Annotated in this window: 14 protein-coding genes and 1 rRNA gene; 5 read left to right on the forward strand and 10 right to left on the reverse strand. The window is 45.8% G+C overall.

The features are described from left to right. Nucleotides 1-174: 174 nt before the first annotated feature. The 7 genes from OCU90_RS16960 to trxA form a co-directional block, all read right to left on the reverse strand. Nucleotides 175-1,729 (reverse strand): 16S ribosomal RNA (locus tag OCU90_RS16960). 581 nt (nt 1,730-2,310) lie between these two features. After that, complete coding sequence (fre, locus tag OCU90_RS16965) at nt 2,311-3,024, reverse strand: NAD(P)H-flavin reductase (RefSeq protein ID WP_061025840.1); 714 nt, start codon at nt 3,022-3,024, stop codon at nt 2,311-2,313. 20 nt (nt 3,025-3,044) lie between these two features. After that, nucleotides 3,045-3,314, reverse strand: a complete 270-nt coding sequence (locus OCU90_RS16970) for a 2Fe-2S iron-sulfur cluster-binding protein (protein WP_017081534.1) — start codon at nt 3,312-3,314, stop codon at nt 3,045-3,047. Continuing rightward, on the reverse strand, nt 3,311-5,152 hold the full coding sequence (gene ubiD, locus OCU90_RS16975) for a 4-hydroxy-3-polyprenylbenzoate decarboxylase (protein WP_061025842.1): 1,842 nt from the start codon (nt 5,150-5,152) through the stop codon (nt 3,311-3,313). The genes OCU90_RS16970 and ubiD overlap by 4 nt, the downstream gene beginning before the upstream one ends. A gap of 98 nt (nt 5,153-5,250) precedes the next feature. Continuing rightward, complete coding sequence (locus OCU90_RS16980; RefSeq protein WP_004736631.1) at nt 5,251-6,246, reverse strand: hypothetical protein; 996 nt, start codon at nt 6,244-6,246, stop codon at nt 5,251-5,253. A gap of 110 nt (nt 6,247-6,356) precedes the next feature. Beyond that, nucleotides 6,357-7,616 (reverse strand): transcription termination factor Rho, encoded by a 1,260-nt coding sequence (gene rho, locus OCU90_RS16985; protein WP_004736633.1) that lies wholly within the window; start codon nt 7,614-7,616, stop codon nt 6,357-6,359. Nucleotides 7,617-7,816: 200 nt separating this feature from the next. Continuing rightward, the gene (gene trxA, locus OCU90_RS16990) at nt 7,817-8,143 is read right to left on the reverse strand and encodes a thioredoxin TrxA (protein ID WP_004736635.1); all 327 of its coding nucleotides are present in this window, start codon (nt 8,141-8,143) and stop codon (nt 7,817-7,819) included. A gap of 111 nt (nt 8,144-8,254) precedes the next feature. On the opposite strand from trxA, the gene rhlB reads away from it, so the two are divergent. Then, nucleotides 8,255-9,565 (forward strand): ATP-dependent RNA helicase RhlB, encoded by a 1,311-nt coding sequence (gene rhlB, locus OCU90_RS16995; RefSeq protein WP_004736636.1) that lies wholly within the window; start codon nt 8,255-8,257, stop codon nt 9,563-9,565. A gap of 6 nt (nt 9,566-9,571) precedes the next feature. Continuing rightward, nucleotides 9,572-11,065 (forward strand): guanosine-5'-triphosphate,3'-diphosphate diphosphatase, encoded by a 1,494-nt coding sequence (gene gppA / locus OCU90_RS17000; RefSeq protein ID WP_017081537.1) that lies wholly within the window; start codon nt 9,572-9,574, stop codon nt 11,063-11,065. 101 nt (nt 11,066-11,166) lie between these two features. Here gppA and OCU90_RS17005 read toward each other — a convergent pair whose 3' ends face one another. The 3 genes from OCU90_RS17005 to recQ form a co-directional block, all read right to left on the reverse strand. Next, on the reverse strand, nt 11,167-11,838 hold the full coding sequence (locus tag OCU90_RS17005; RefSeq protein ID WP_004736638.1) for a 7-cyano-7-deazaguanine/7-aminomethyl-7-deazaguanine transporter: 672 nt from the start codon (nt 11,836-11,838) through the stop codon (nt 11,167-11,169). A 298-nt stretch (nt 11,839-12,136) separates the two neighbouring features. Beyond that, entirely contained in the window at nt 12,137-12,448 is a 312-nt protein-coding gene (locus OCU90_RS17010) for a DUF3630 family protein (protein ID WP_009848192.1), read from the reverse strand. A 72-nt stretch (nt 12,449-12,520) separates the two neighbouring features. Beyond that, nucleotides 12,521-14,359: an ATP-dependent DNA helicase RecQ gene (recQ, locus tag OCU90_RS17015; RefSeq protein WP_004736641.1), complete on the reverse strand. Its 1,839-nt coding sequence runs from the start codon at nt 14,357-14,359 to the stop codon at nt 12,521-12,523. A 179-nt stretch (nt 14,360-14,538) separates the two neighbouring features. Between recQ and rarD the strand changes: the two genes are divergently transcribed. The 3 genes from rarD (at nt 14,539) to OCU90_RS17030 (ending at nt 17,090) form a co-directional block, all read left to right on the forward strand. After that, a complete protein-coding gene (rarD, locus tag OCU90_RS17020; RefSeq protein ID WP_061025843.1) occupies nt 14,539-15,447 on the forward strand; it encodes an EamA family transporter RarD in 909 nt (302 codons plus the stop codon). Nucleotides 15,448-15,533: 86 nt separating this feature from the next. Continuing rightward, nucleotides 15,534-16,328 carry a helix-turn-helix transcriptional regulator gene (locus OCU90_RS17025; RefSeq protein ID WP_017077762.1) on the forward strand — a complete coding sequence of 265 codons (795 nt, stop codon included), beginning with the start codon at nt 15,534-15,536 and terminating at the stop codon, nt 16,326-16,328. A gap of 99 nt (nt 16,329-16,427) precedes the next feature. Beyond that, complete coding sequence (locus OCU90_RS17030) at nt 16,428-17,090, forward strand: LysE family translocator (RefSeq protein WP_017085657.1); 663 nt, start codon at nt 16,428-16,430, stop codon at nt 17,088-17,090. Nucleotides 17,091-17,097: the final 7 nt, after the last annotated feature.

The following is a 17,097-nucleotide window of genomic DNA, read 5'->3' on the forward strand; positions in this document are numbered from 1 at the left end:
ACTTTTAAATTTGATTGAATTACTCGTAAGTAATCAATCAGTCAGCTTTCCAAATTGTTAAAGAGCATAAAGCAAAAAGCTTTAATCAATAACTTACGTTATTAATTAAAGCTCTGGCTTTAACTAAATCTAAACCATCAATCTGTGTGGACACTCATCGTAAGTATCTTCGTATAAGGAGGTGATCCAGCCCCAGGTTCCCCTAGGGCTACCTTGTTACGACTTCACCCCAGTCATGAACCACAAAGTGGTGAGCGTCCTCCCCGAAAGGTTAAACTACCCACTTCTTTTGCAGCCCACTCCCATGGTGTGACGGGCGGTGTGTACAAGGCCCGGGAACGTATTCACCGTGACATTCTGATTCACGATTACTAGCGATTCCGACTTCATGGAGTCGAGTTGCAGACTCCAATCCGGACTACGACGCACTTTTTGGGATTCGCTCACTATCGCTAGCTTGCTGCCCTCTGTATGCGCCATTGTAGCACGTGTGTAGCCCTACTCGTAAGGGCCATGATGACTTGACGTCGTCCCCACCTTCCTCCGGTTTATCACCGGCAGTCTCCCTGGAGTTCCCGACATTACTCGCTGGCAAACAAGGATAAGGGTTGCGCTCGTTGCGGGACTTAACCCAACATTTCACAACACGAGCTGACGACAGCCATGCAGCACCTGTCTCAGAGTTCCCGAAGGCACACCTGCGTCTCCGCTGGCTTCTCTGGATGTCAAGAGTAGGTAAGGTTCTTCGCGTTGCATCGAATTAAACCACATGCTCCACCGCTTGTGCGGGCCCCCGTCAATTCATTTGAGTTTTAATCTTGCGACCGTACTCCCCAGGCGGTCTACTTAACGCGTTAGCTCCGAAAGCCACGGCTCAAGGCCACAACCTCCAAGTAGACATCGTTTACGGCGTGGACTACCAGGGTATCTAATCCTGTTTGCTCCCCACGCTTTCGCATCTGAGTGTCAGTGTCTGTCCAGGGGGCCGCCTTCGCCACTGGTATTCCTTCAGATCTCTACGCATTTCACCGCTACACCTGAAATTCTACCCCCCTCTACAGCACTCTAGTTCACCAGTTTCAAATGCAGTTCCGAGGTTGAGCCCCGGGCTTTCACATCTGACTTAATGAACCACCTGCATGCGCTTTACGCCCAGTAATTCCGATTAACGCTCGCACCCTCCGTATTACCGCGGCTGCTGGCACGGAGTTAGCCGGTGCTTCTTCTGTTGCTAACGTCAAGAGATAACGCTATTAACGTTACCCCCTTCCTCACAACTGAAAGTACTTTACAACCCGAAGGCCTTCTTCATACACGCGGCATGGCTGCATCAGGCTTTCGCCCATTGTGCAATATTCCCCACTGCTGCCTCCCGTAGGAGTCTGGACCGTGTCTCAGTTCCAGTGTGGCTGATCATCCTCTCAGACCAGCTAGGGATCGTCGCCTTGGTGAGCCATTACCTCACCAACTAGCTAATCCCACCTAGGCATATCTTGACGCGAGAGGCCCGAAGGTCCCCCTCTTTGGCCCGTAGGCATTATGCGGTATTAGCCATCGTTTCCAATGGTTATCCCCCACATCAAGGCAATTTCCTAGGCATTACTCACCCGTCCGCCGCTCGACGCCCAACAAATCCTCCGAAGATTCAATGTTGTCGTTTCCGCTCGACTTGCATGTGTTAGGCCTGCCGCCAGCGTTCAATCTGAGCCATGATCAAACTCTTCAATTTAAGATTTTGTGACTCAACGAATACTGACTTCAAAACTAATATTCATGTAAACATGAACATGTAATTCTAAAGCTATTACCATTCCAACAGAATGGTAATGAATTGACTGTGCCAAAATTAAGTAAACTTAATTTTGTATTGGTCACTCAGTTCATTGAAATCAAGTTTGTTACCGAAGTAACTGTTATTACGCTCTTTCGAAAAAGAACCAATAACGTTTTGATATTCATCAACGAGTGCCCACACAGATTGATAGGTTTAAATTGTTAAAGAGCTTCACTTGTTGAGCGTTCCTTTTAAGTAAGGAGCCTCTCTAAGTGGACGGCCATTCTAGCGAATTAACATTCAGTGTCAAACACTTTTTGAAAATTAATTTTTTGTCGCTTTCCGTCTGACTGATTGTTGCTGAAGCCTTGTGGCGTCTGCCGTCTCAGTGGTGTCGCATTATAGGGAACCCACTCAGCTTAGCAACTACTTTTTCATAAAAAATGAATAAATAGGAGTTAACTGCCTAATAGTTCACCTAAACAGAAAAAAGAGAACATTTCTGCTCTCTTTTCGCTCAAAATCCAAAAGAATTCTTAGATAAATGCGTAAGCATCTGCGTACATATGGTCACGCTTTGCTTCTTTATTCTGAGTAAACAAGTCTCTTGCAGCGCCTGCCATTTCGAAACGACCCGCAATGTAGATATCGAAATCAGCTAATGATTCGAAGCTTTGCGTGATTGCTTCTAATACATTACCCGTTTGACCGTGCCAAACTGCAGGTGCTTCTTCTACTACTGGTACAAAATGCACATTGCTGTGTTTTGCTGCAATGTCGGCAAGCTCTTCTTTCGCATACAGCTGACACTCATCTTTTGCACCCCAGTATAGATGAATCTCTTTTTTACTGTTCTGCGCGATGCAGTGATCGAGAATAGAGCGCACGTAGCTAAAGCCAGTACCACCAGCAATTAGCAACAAAGGACGATCGCTTTCTTCTTTAACCCACGCATCACCGTGCGGAGCATCAATAGCTATATCGCCATCTTCAGCTTGCGCTTTCTTCATTGCCTCAACGACTTCTGAAGCGTAAGCATTGTGCTCAGCTGCGCCAATGTGTAACTCAAGCTCGCCTTCATGGCGACAAGGGCTGCTTGCAATCGAAAATGGACGCTTATCTTTCTCGCCCATTTCAACCATCAGATATTGGCCCGCTTTAAAAGCGACCGGTGTTTCTGGGTGAAGTAGGATTTGGTAAGTATTACAAGCCAAAGGCTCGATAGACTTCACTTTACATTTAATAGTCATGTTCTTCCTCTTACTAACCCTTAATCGGCAAAGGTTAGAACTAAATTACTTTCTGCAAATGCTTGGCAAGCAAAAATCCAGCCTTGTTGCTGCTCTTTCTCTGTGAGCATGGGTTCAAGGTGGTAACTCACTTGCCCTTCTAATTTTCTGCACATACACATCGCGCATGCGCCGACTTGGCAACGGTTTGGGAAATAGATATCGCTGTTGAGCGCAGCATCCAAGACCGTTTGCCCTTTTTCTACGGTAAAACTGATGTTTTCTGGGTATAAGACTACTTGGTAGCTCATGAAATTCCTAGCTGTTCCCAGATGCTATCAATCTTTTTAACGACATCAGGATCTTTTGTGATTGGAACACCCCACTCACGCAGGCATTCGCCTTCCCACTTATTGGTCGCATCTAGACCCATTTTTGAGTGTCCTGTTTCATTCTGTAGGAACAACGTATCTCTGGCCGGATCCATTCTTGTGGTCACCGCCCAAATAATGTCATTCCAATCACTCACGTTGACATCGCCGTCACACACGATAACAAACTTGTTCTCATCAAATTGAGACCAAACCGCTTCCATGATTTTCTTACCATTACCTGCAGCTTGCTTATCAATAGACACCACAACCATGTTGGCATTATCGTTTTGCAGGTGAATATCAATAATTTCAGGTTGAGTCTTGGTTAACTCAGCTAAGCTGCCCTCTATATGTTCACTATTTACAGATGCTGATTCGACATCTGGCGATAGTGCTAACTCGGCATCCCACTTCTTAGTGATGTCTAGGCCCATCTTAGAACCTAACCCAACCACAGGTGATGCAAAATCCAATGAATCGATCGGCGTGTGCTCTATCATCAAGCTATCGCGTGACGGATCCATATGTTCACACATAGCAGCGGTCACTTGAGACCAGTCTCGTGCATTTACATCTTCATCGCACACCAATACAAACTTGGTGTACATGAATTGGCGTAAGAAAGACCATACACCCATCATCACTCGCTTAGCGTGACCTGGGTATTGCTTCTTCATGGTTACTACTGCCATTCGGTATGAACAACCTTCAGGCGGTAGATAGAAATCTTCAATCTCTGGGAACTGCTTTTGAAGAATAGGAACAAACACTTCATTTAACGCAACACCCAATACCGCAGGCTCATCAGGTGGACGGCCAGTATAGGTGCTGTGATAGATAGGGTTTTCGCGCATGGTTACATGAGTAACAGTGAACACATGGTGCTTTTCTTTCTCGTTGTAGTAACCAGTATGATCTCCGTAAGGCCCTTCGTCCGCGAACTCATTCGGGTCGATGTAACCTTCCATCACGATTTCCGCACTTGCAGGAACGTCTAAATCATTGCTGATTGATTTAACAACCTCAGTTTTACTACCGCGTAGTAAGCCTGCAAACGCGTATTCCGATAAAGTATCCGGCACTGGCGTAACCGCACCAAGAATAGTGGCAGGGTCTGCTCCAAACGCTACAGAAACTGGGAATGGTTTACCTGGGTTAGTTTCCATCCAATCACGCAGATCAAGCGCTCCGCCACGGTGGGCTAACCAACGCATAATAACTTTATTCTTGCCGATTTTTTGCTGGCGATAGATGCCTAAGTTTTGGCGTTTCTTATTAGGACCGCGAGTAACCGTTAATCCCCATGTTAGCAATGGCGCGACATCGTCGGCCCAACAGCTCATCACGGGGATTTTATCTAGGTCGACGTCATCACCCTGCCATATCACTTGTTGGCATGCCGCTTTACGAAGACGTTTAGCTGGCATATTTAAGACTTGCTTAAACACCGGCAGTTTATCAAGAGCATCTTTAAAGCCTTTTGGTGGCTCAGGTTCCTTTAGATAAGCTAACAACTTACCCACTTCACGCAGTTCTTTCACTTCCTGACGACCCATACCAATAGCCACACGATTAGGTGTACCAAATAGATTGGTTAAAACAGGTATGTCATAGCCTATTGGGTTTTCAAACAAAAGAGCCGGGCCACCAGCACGTAGAGTACGGTCGCTAATCTCGGTCATTTCATAGTCTGGATCGACTGGGTGAGAAATGCGTTTCAACTGACCAATACTTTCAAGATGGTCGATAAAATCACGTAAATCTTTAAAACTCATAGGACTTCTACATGCTGATTATTCTGCGCTCAGTATATCAAAAAGGGTGACGCTGAGATCCCCCTTTTTAGTGTGGTTATTGAGAGGCAAAATCCACTTTACGGTAATGCTTGCTCGATCAAAGAGCTCTTCACCTGAGGGTTATCATTTACAAGATCTTGCAACCATCGCGTATGACCTTGTTTGGCTAATTCACGGGCGACTAATGGCGCTTCATCGGCAATCGCCATCCTAGAGACAAGAAACTCCTTCACCTCTTCTGATAGCGGGTTAACCTTGGTAAGCAAAGTAATCGCTTCATCTTTCAAACGAGGGTTCTTAGTCGCAGCCATTACTTGTTCAAGTGCGAACGCTTGTTTGGTTTCAGCAAGGCGGACTAGCTCAGCTTGGCTATGATAATCGGCCTTCATTCGCCATAGAATCTTGTAGACCTCTGGGTCTTCGCTCACTTGCGCTAATCGAACCACCACCTCAGTAGAAGGTAGCCAGCTAACAATCGAGGAGGCCGTGAGTTGCTTAGTCAGATAATCAACCGCTTCAGGAGACAAACTGTCTAGCTCTCTGATTAACAATGCTTCTCGTGTTTGAACTTGATGCTCAGATCCAGATAACCACTCTTTTAGGTCGAGTTCTTGTTTCTCTGCATCTAACACAAACACCAGCGTCTTCTGGTCTTGGCGCCACTGTTTGATGAGCCGGTTGGCAATCGAAGGGTAATTAAAGGCAGGTACCGTAAACTCATAACCATCTCCACGCTCTAAAACTTGGTAAGTTGGCGTGATAGCGAGTTGCTGCTCAATGAAGATAGACATCTTGGGGGTGAGGACAATTTTTTGCTGTTCGAGCTTCTTCAAGAGTTGGTAACGAGCCACTTCTTGTTGGGGAAATGTCAGACGCTCAAGCGCGAAGCGCAGCGAATTAACTTCGTCTCGTACGACAAATTCGAGTAATTCAGCAGTTTTCAGTTTTACTTGATCATTCTCAAGCCAAGACTCTACTGTAATTGGAGACATCTCGGTGGCATAGCTCATACCGACCGGGGAAAGTAACAGTGAAGTAGACAGGAGTAATGATGACAACAGTCCATGTTGCATTTTAACTTCCTTTTAACACTTTTTCTCATTCTGCAAGCTGTCGCTATAAAATGCAAATAAAAAGCGCCACCCGAAGGCAGCGCTTTTTAATAACTATCAGCTAATCAAGACTACTGACGACGCATTGCGTCAAAGAACTCATCGTTCGTTTTAGTCATTGCTAACTTATCGATAAGGAATTCCATTGCATCAGTTTCGCCCATAGGGTGAACAATCTTACGCAGGATCCACATCTTCTGTAGCTCATCAGGCTTAGTAAGAAGCTCTTCACGACGAGTACCAGAGCGGTTGAAATCAATCGCTGGGAATACGCGCTTTTCAGCAATCTTACGGTTAAGGTGCAGTTCCATGTTACCTGTACCTTTGAATTCTTCGTAGATTACTTCATCCATCTTAGAACCAGTATCAACCAGTGCAGTTGCGATGATAGTTAAGCTACCGCCTTCTTCTACGTTACGTGCCGCACCGAAGAAACGCTTTGGACGATGTAGAGCATTCGCATCAACACCACCAGTAAGAACTTTACCTGATGAAGGAATAACAGTGTTGTAAGCACGAGCTAGACGAGTGATTGAGTCCAGTAGGATAACCACATCTTTCTTGTGTTCAACAAGACGCTTAGCCTTCTCGATTACCATTTCTGCTACTTGTACGTGGCGAGATGCTGGCTCATCGAAAGTCGATGCGATTACTTCACCTTTAACTAGGCGCTGCATTTCTGTTACTTCTTCTGGACGCTCATCGATAAGTAGAACCATTAGTTCACACTCAGGATGGTTGCGTGCAATGCTTTGTGCAATATTTTGCAGAAGCATTGTTTTACCTGCTTTAGGCGGAGCAACAATCAGACCACGCTGGCCTTTACCTATAGGTGAAGCAAGGTCAAGAATTCGAGCTGTGATATCTTCAGTCGCACCATTACCCGCTTCCATCACCATACGTTCGTTGGCGTGAAGAGGAGTCAGGTTTTCAAAAAGGATTTTGTTACGAGCGTTGTCTGGCTTGTCGTAGTTAACCGTGTTTACTTTAAGCAGTGCAAAGTAACGTTCGCCATCTTTAGGTGGACGGATTTTACCGCCAATCGAGTCACCGGTGCGAAGGTTAAAACGACGAATCTGGCTTGGTGATACGTAAATATCATCTGGCCCAGCAAGGTACGAACTGTCGCCGCTACGCAGGAAACCAAAACCGTCTTGAAGAATTTCTAGAACACCATCACCAAAGATGTCTTCACCACTTTTTGCATGCGCTTTAAGGATGGAGAAGATAATGTCTTGTTTTCTTAGGCGAGCTTGATTTTCAAGACCTAGGCTTTCGCTAAGTTTAACAAGTTCAGACACAGGTCTGTTCTTCAGTTCAGTAAGATTCATAGTGGTGGAAGTTTGTTTAGTCAAAATAGGATCTGTTTTCTTAAGTTAAGAAGGAGTTGGTCACAGGATCGACCAAGAAGAGAAATTCGTTCAATTAACGTGCGATAAATTAGCACTAAAACTAAGACTAGTCCATAGCTTAGAAAAAACAAAACCGCGCATTTGTTAACTGCGCGGTTTCTTTTCAAATGCTGACCTGATTAAAGGTTAGCGTCTAGGAACTCTTTAAGTTGAGTTTTAGACAATGCACCAACTTTAGTTGCTGCTACGCCGCCATCTTTGAAAAGAAGCAGCGTTGGAATGCCACGAATACCGAATTTTGGTGGAGTTCCAGCATTTTGGTCGATATTTAATTTACCGATTGTGAGCTTGCCTTCGTACTCGTTTGCGATTTCATCAAGAATCGGCGCAATCATTTTACATGGACCACACCATTCTGCCCAAAAATCAACAAGAACAGGGCCTGCAGCATTGATTACATCGTTATCAAAACCGTCATCAGTTAGCTGCAAAATCTTATCACTCATCTTCCACTCCAATGTATTTTTTAGAACTGGTTGGATGATAACCAGTAAATAGATGCCCTATTGGAATGTATTTACTTTCGTATTGCAAGCTTAAGCTGATATTCTATAGCAATGAAAAAGACGCATATCACAGAGCAAAAGTTCGCCGACTTGGATTTACTTCCTCAAGTCATTGAAGGATTGGAGAAAAAAGGGTTCGATTATTGTACCCCTATCCAAGCCTTGGCGCTCCCGGTACTGCTCACCGGCCAAGACATTGCAGGCCAGGCCCAAACGGGTACTGGTAAAACGCTTGCGTTTCTAACTGCTACTTTTAACCACCTGCTAAAAACACCTGAGCATGAAGGGCGTAAGCCTAACCAGCCACGTGCAATTATTATGGCACCAACGCGTGAACTCGCGATTCAGATCTACAACGATGCTGACTCTCTGGTTGAAAGCACGGGTATCAAAGCAGCACTCGCTTACGGTGGCGAAAGCTACGACAAGCAGCTAGGTAAAATCGAAGAAGGCGCAGATATCTTAATTGGTACTACTGGCCGTATCATCGATTTCTACAAGCAAAAGGTATTTAACCTTAACCACATTCAAGCTGTTGTGCTTGATGAAGCCGATCGTATGTTTGATCTGGGCTTTATTAAAGACATTCGCTTCTTGTTCCGCCGTATGCCTGAGCCAAAAGATCGCCTGAACATGCTGTTCTCTGCGACGCTGTCTTACCGCGTACAAGAGCTAGCGTTCGAGCACATGCACAACCCAGAGCACGTGGTTGTTGAGCCTGAGCGTAAAACAGGTCACCGCATTCAAGAAGAGCTGTTCTACCCTTCTAACGAACATAAGATGGCTCTTCTACAAACGTTAATCGAAGAAGAATGGCCAGATCGCGCAATCATCTTCGCTAACACGAAGCACAAATGTGAATCAGTTTGGGGCCACTTGGCTGCCGATGGTCACCGTGTAGGCCTGCTAACTGGCGATGTTCCTCAGAAGAAACGTGAAAAAATTCTTGAGCAGTTCACCAAAGGTGATGTTGACCTTCTTGTCGCAACGGATGTTGCAGCTCGTGGCCTACACATTCCTCAAGTAACACACGTATTCAACTTCGACCTACCTGATGATTGTGAAGATTACGTTCACCGTATCGGTCGTACAGGTCGTGCTGGTGAAAGCGGTCACTCGATCAGCTTTGCTTGTGAAGATTACGCAATCAACTTGCCACCAATCGAAGAATACATTGAGCATGCTATCCCAATGTCTGACTACGATGCTTCTGCACTACTAGAAGATCTGCCAGCACCGATGCGCTTACGTACACGTAACCCGCAACAACGCCGCTCAAACAACAATGGCCCACGCAACGGTAACCGTAAACCAAACCAGAACCGTCGCCCACGCCAACCGCGTCATAACAAGGAAGCTTAGTCGCTTATGAGTCAAACAGTGTCACCCCCGCTTTATGCTGCAATCGACCTCGGGTCGAACAGTTTTCATATGCTCGTTGTGCGTCACATCGATGGCAGCGTACAAACCATGGCTAAGATTAAGCGTAAAGTGCGTTTAGCAGCAGGCTTAAATGAAAATAATGCGCTTAGTACAGAAGCTATGCAGCGCGGTTGGGACTGTTTGAGTCTCTTTGCAGAGCGACTGCAAGATATTCCGAAAGAAAATATCCGCATTGTGGGTACAGCGACCCTACGTACCGCTATCAATGTGGATATATTTCTAGAGAAAGCGAACCAGATCCTTGGTTACGACATCAATGTTATCTCTGGTGAAGAAGAAGCTGCGACGATCTATAAAGGCGTTGCACACACTTCTGGTGGCAGCGGCCGCCGACTGGTCGTTGATATTGGTGGCGCAAGCACCGAAATGATCATAGGTGAAGGCTTCTCAGCGAAAGCACTAACTAGCCTGAAGATGGGCTGTGTTACCTGGCTTGAGCGCCACTTTAAAGATCGCCAATTAACCGCAACCAACTTTAACAATGCCATTGAAGCGGCTAAGTCTACGTTGGCTCCTATCCTAGATAGCTACACTGATATCGGATGGGATGTGTGTGTTGGTGCCAGTGGTACCGTTCAAGCACTGCAAGAAATCATGTTGGCGCAAGGCATGGATGAAGTCATTACTCATGCCAAGCTTAAGCGTTTACAGAAACAAGCTATGATTACCGAGCGCTTGGAAGAGCTAGAAATAGAAGGATTGACCCTAGAGCGTGCATTAGTGTTCCCAAGTGGCCTTTCTATTCTTATCGCTATTTTTGAGCTACTTGAAATAGATTCAATGACACTCGCAGGCGGCGCACTCCGTGAAGGCCTAGCCTACGAGATGGTGGATGAACTTCGCCAAGAAGATATTCGTGCGCGTACCATCAAGAGCGTGCAATCACGTTACCAAATGGACGTAAGCTACGGTGAACAAGTTGCTGTCGTCGCACAAACTCTGTTAGAGCAAGCGGGCGCCGAAGAGTGGGTTTCAGAACCTCAAGCTGGCGTGCTATTGCAAACCGCAGCTAAGCTTCATGAGATTGGTTTAACCATCGATTTCAAAAAAGGCGGCGAGCACAGCGCTTACCTACTGCAGAACTTAGACCTGCCAGGCTTTACTCGAGCGCAAAAGCACTACTTGGGTGAGTTAACACGTCGCTACCGTGAACAGTTAACCTCATTGCCTGAGCAACATGCAATCTCAGGCACCAGCAGCAAGCGTATTTTACGAATTCTGCGTTTAGCTATTTTGCTGACCCACCGTCGCAATCCAGCGCTAGAGCCTGAGTTTAAGCTTGCAACCGATGGTAACAACCTGACCTTAACGCTTTCTAAGCAATGGCTAGCAGACAACCCGCTGACCGCTGCTGAGCTAGAGATCGAGTCGAATAGACAAACCGATATTGGCTGGCCATTGAATATTGAATGCCTCTGATATTAATATCTGACGCTAGAAATTAAAAAAGCCCAAGTTAGTAGACTAACTTGGGCTTTTTCTTATCGCTGCATTAATGCTTTGCGTTACAAGTCTCAAACTTAAGCGTTAACACCTGTCGCTTTAAAGTCAGGGTTCACTGCGGTTAACTTCTTAACCACGTAATTAAGAAGCACACCGTACATAGGCACGAACAAACCTAAGCTAATGATGAGTTTGAATCCGTAATCAACCAACGCAATCTCAGTCCAGTGCTCAGCCATGAATGGATCTGGGCTTTGGTAGAAGGCAATCGCAAAGAACGCGATGGTATCAATGGCATTACCAAAAAGTGTCGAACACGTTGGCGCAACCCACCATTGCTTCATTTGGCGTAAGCGGTTGAACACATGCACATCCAAGATCTGACCGAGCAAATAAGCCATGAAGCTTGCCGCTGCGATGCGTGCAACAAACAGGTTGAACTCGCCTAGTTGGCTAAAGCCTTGGAATGAACCTTCAAAGAACACCACAGACAATAAATAAGAAACGGCCAGTGCAGGCAACATCACTAAGAAAATGATTTTACGAGCAAGCTGCGCGCCAAAAATGCGTACTGTGAGATCGGTTGCTAGGAAGATAAACGGGAAAGTGAAAGCACCCCAAGTGGTGTGCATACCGAAGACGGTAAAAGGTAGCTGAACCAAATAGTTGCTTGACGCAATAATGACCAAATGGAACAAAACTAATAGTGCTAGGGCTTTGCGCTGTTGCGCAGGGGTAAAGTTACTCATGCTGTACCTTTTTAGTTTGGTTTGGGGGTGAGGGAACCCAAATCGAGTCATTTCTTCGAATAATCCAAGAAAGCTCTTACCAATAATGTGAATTAAAAATGTTTCTATAATTTGCTCTATTGAGCGGCGGGCGATTATACATTAATCAATATTGGCTGCAACGGTGAGAACAAACGCAAACGTTTATCCTCACTTTTATTGGTGAATAACGCTAGAAGCTCTGTTTTTTAAAGCGATGTTTTTAGAAGCTATGCTAAACGTTAGAAACCACGCTTGAAGTTAGAAACCATGCCAAAAGTTAGAAGCCGCGCTTGAAAAGCGTCGCGAGATAATCGAACTCTTCTCGGCTTTCTTCAGCGTTTAACGACTCAAACCAAATTGATTCGCTGTAATGCTCAGACTTTAAAAACATTCGACAGTCTTCAAAATCAATCAACCAAGAGTGCATGTCAGCGTCCCATTGTTTTTCAACAACAGAAGCTGACAGCAACGCCACCAGTTTTTCACCTAGCACTTCATAAGAATCAAAATCAAAACTTGGAGACGTAATCAGTAAACGCCCTTCCTCAGCCAAATACTCTCTTAAGCCAAATTCTGTTGGTGTTGTCATGTCCCTATCAACCTTATTCTTTTTCTATGAGCTAATCGTTTTTACAAGCTAAACACTTCTGAAAACTAGCAATTAGCCGTGTGTGGTGATGTGTTCTTGAATCAAATCTAAGAATGGATCAGCGTACTTATCGAGTTTGCGTTGACCGACACCATTCACTGCTAACATCTCGCCATAAGATGTGGGTAGGATTTCAGCCATATCAATCAGCGTCGCGTCACTGAATACCACATAAGGTGGTAAGCCATCTTCATCTGCAATCGACTTACGCAGCTTTCGCAGTTTCGCAAACAGCTTCTTATCGTAATTCTTGCTACTGAGTTTATCAGACTTAGCATTACGAACTGCGGTATCTAAACGAGGTACAGCCAACTCCAAAGACATCTCTCCGCGCAGTAACGGACGGGCTTCTTCTGTTAACTGTAATGTCGAGTTACGAGTAATGTTCTGGAACAGCAAGCCTTTGTGAATCAACTGACGGAAGATACTTATCCAGTAATCGTGGCTATGGTCGCGGCCAATGCCGTAGGTAGACAATTTATCGTGGCCATTATCACGGACACGGATGTTCTGCATGCCACGCATCACTTCCACCACGTAACCCATACCAAACGACTGATTGACACGGTACACACAAGACAATGCCTTCTGCGCTTCTTTAGTCGCATCAAAATGCTTAGGTGGATCGAGGCAGATATCGCAGTTGCCGCATTGCTTCTCGCGATATTCGCCAAAATAGTTCAATAGAACCTGACGACGACAGGTTTGCGCTTCGGCAAAGGCACTCATCGCGTTCAGCTTGTGCATCTCAACTTGTTTCTGTGGGCCTTCTTCTTTCTCATCCAGCATGCGACGCAGCCAACCCATATCAGCCGGGTCAAACAGCATCATCGCTTCAGCAGGTAAGCCATCACGACCCGCACGGCCAGTCTCTTGATAGTAAGATTCGATATTGCGTGGAATATCAAAGTGCACCACAAAGCGTACATTGGGTTTATTGATGCCCATACCAAACGCCACAGTCGCCACGACGATCTGAATATCATCACGTTGGAAAGCTTCTTGAACGTAAGCACGTTCGTCGGTATCCATGCCAGCATGGTAACCCGCAGCGCGAATACCGTTATTGCACAGCTTCTCGGTCACCATCTCCACTTTCTTACGGCTACCACAGTAGATGATGCCGCAATTGCCTTTCTGTGTTTCTAGGTAGCGAACCACCTGTGACACGGGCTTGTGCTTCTCAACCAAGTTGTAGCGAATATTAGGGCGATCGAAGCTGCCTAAATGCGTATGTGGATCCACCAACTGCAAGCGCGAGATAATATCTTTACGAGTCGCATCATCGGCAGTTGCCGTTAGCGCCATGTAAGGTACATGTGGGAAATACTGTTTAAGCTGACCTAATGATGCATATTCAGGGCGGAAATCGTGCCCCCACTGAGAGATACAGTGCGCTTCATCGACCGCAATCATCGAAAGCGGTAAGCCTTGTAGACGCTCGATAAAGTCACGCATCAACACGCGCTCTGGCGAGACATACACCATTTTCAACTGACCTGAGTTCATACGATTAAAGACCGAGATCAGGTTCTCTCGCGGCATCGACGAGTTAATGCACTCTGCCGCGACACCGTTGGCTTTCAACTGATCAACCTGGTCTTTCATCAACGAAATCAGCGGTGAGATAACCAGAGTCAGCCCTTCACGAACCAAAGCCGGGATTTGGTAACACAGCGATTTACCGCCACCGGTTGGCATAATCACCAAGCTGTCTTTGCCCTCAACGGCCAAATCAATGACCTCTTGCTGACCATCGCGAAAGCTTTGATAGCCGAACACATCTTGCAAGATGGTTTGCGCATCATTCGCGGGAGTTGGTATTTGCTCAGCAATCAGAGTGGCGGTCATTATGGTTCCTAATCGAGGTATGAAATCAGCAAGCATCTTCGGCAAGCAAGTCGCACATTGTAGAGGGGAACGCTGGCGAATTAAACCGCAAATTGTTAGGTGAAAAGGGTTATCGCTCCTATACTGACCAACTCTCTTATAAATCTTATTAATAAGCACTCAGTGCTAGAGAAAGATGCATGACACAGGAAGAACAACAACGTACGCGCCAGGGAGTTTTGCTTGCCGTCGGCGCCTACACCATGTGGGGGGTCGCCCCTATATATTTCAAATCTTTAAGTGACGTATCCCCGTTAGAGATCCTTAGCCACCGTGTAGTATGGTCCTTTTTCCTACTCGCTTTCTTACTGCACATTGGCCGCAGCTGGCGTAAAGTCCGCGACATCCTGACCTCGAAACCAAAAATGCTCTATTTGGTGGCGACGTCTATTTTGGTGGGCGCTAACTGGCTTATTTTTATTTGGGCGGTGAATTCCAATCACATGCTTGATGCCAGCTTGGGGTATTACATCAACCCACTGATTAACGTGTTGCTCGGGATGCTCTTCCTCGGCGAACGCTTACGTAAGCTGCAATGGTTTGCAGTGGCTCTTGCTGCGATTGGCGTATTAATCCAATTAATTGCCTTCGGTTCAGTGCCGATCGTCGCCATTGCCCTAGCCTTTAGCTTCGGTTTTTATGGCTTACTGCGTAAAAAGGTGAGCTTAGAAGCGCAAACAGGTTTGTTCATTGAGACTCTGGTTATGTTACCTCTCGCAGCAACGTACCTATTGTTTATTGCTGATAGCCCAACCTCGGACTTCTCAATGAACCCAATGCAACTCAATCTATTACTGGTTGCTGCTGGTGTTATTACCACCATTCCACTGCTGTGCTTTACTGGCGCTGCAACACGTTTAAAGCTATCGACCCTCGGCTTCTTCCAGTACATTGGACCAAGCTTAATGTTCTTGTTAGCGGTGCTGATTTATGGCGAAGCGTTTACCAGTGACAAAGCGATTACCTTCGCCTTTATTTGGGGAGCGTTGGTGATATTCAGCTTTGACGGTCTGCGTAACAACAGAAAGAACAAACGCGCTAAGCAGTAACACTGATCGTTTTTTACAAGACAATCCCTTAATACGAAGATAAGCTTGGTTGAATTGATGACTATTTGACCAAGCTTTTTTGTACCATGGATAAAGTCCACTACTACTCTACCCCAACAGAAGATATCAGCCTGATCCAAGCTCAATACCAAGAGTTTGCTTTTCAGCGCCACTATCATTTGGACTTTCACATTGGTTTAATTACCCAAGGACAGCAGAAATTCGTCTATAAAGGGACGAGCCATAATGTTGGTGCAGGCCAAGTTGTTATCATGCCACCCGATGAGCTGCATGATGGGCACTCCAAACTCGATTCGGGTTATCAAGTCAGTGTGTTTGCCGTATCTCCCCAATGGTTTCAAGATCTTGCCGATCCCAAGAAGAATGGTCACACATTAGGCTTTTCTGAGTTGATCCTCTCCGATCAAGCTGCATTTTCACAATTACGCAACTTGCACGGCCTATTAATCCATCAAAACATCAGCCAGCTCGCTCAAGATTGCTTACCTTTCGAAGGGTTCTCGACGATTGTCGATCGTTATGCGAAATTTGGATCGAAGAGTGACATCAAACTGGGTAATCAATCGATTGATACGCTAAAAGACTACTTGATGGCGAACTTGGATCAACCAGTGCGATTAGAACAATTGTCTGAGTTGTGTGGTTTAACCACGACTCAATTCCAACGCCATTTTAAAAACAGAATGGGCATTACGCCTTATGCATGGCTGAGCCGTTTACGTATGGAACAGAGCATGCGTCTGATTAAGTCTGGGATATGTGGTACCAAGGTCGCGCACCAAGTAGGCTTCTATGATCAAGCACACTTCTCTAAGGCTTTCAAAACCACGTTCGGCGTACCACCCTCACAAATCAACTAAGTGTTGATAATTTACAATTGCTCGATTTCAAATCACGGTAAGCTACGCTCAATACGATTACTTATTTAAAAATAGCGGCAACGTTATTGAGAACTGACGATGAACGAAGTCACCATACTGATCACCCTAGCCTCTATCCACTTCATCGCTTTGATGAGCCCCGGCCCTGATTTTGCGTTAGTCGTGCAAAATGCGACGCGTCACGGACGCCAGACAGGCTTGTACATTGCGCTTGGTTTATCTTGCGGGATCTTGCTGCACTCATTACTGAGCCTGACGGGAATCAGTTACCTAGTCCACCAGCAACCCACATTGTTTGCCATTATCCAACTAGCCGGCGGTAGCTACTTACTGTACTTAGGTTACGGAGCACTTAAAGCAACCTGGCAAATCATTCAGAACCACGACGATGACGACGATACCGTCAATTCCAACGATCTGATTCTGACCAATAAGCGTCAGGCATTTTCGAAAGGGTTTGCGACCAATATTCTCAACCCAAAGGCTTTGGTGTTCTTTATCAGCTTGATGTCGAGCCTAGTGCCTGCCGACATGTCTCTGTCAGGTAAAGGCTTTGCTCTGATCATCCTATTTGGTCTGTCTCTGTTTTGGTTCTCACTACTGGCTTGGATGCTTTCGACTAAAGCATTGCAAAAGAAACTCAGCGAAGCAACGGTATACATCGATGGCTTATGTGGCGTGGTATTCAGCCTTATTGGCGTGAGTATTCTTTGGCAGTCGCTGTCCGGTTTAATCGCTTAAATTCGAA

It is taken from the genome of Vibrio splendidus (assembly GCF_024347615.1).
GTDB classification, from domain to species: domain Bacteria; phylum Pseudomonadota; class Gammaproteobacteria; order Enterobacterales; family Vibrionaceae; genus Vibrio; species Vibrio splendidus.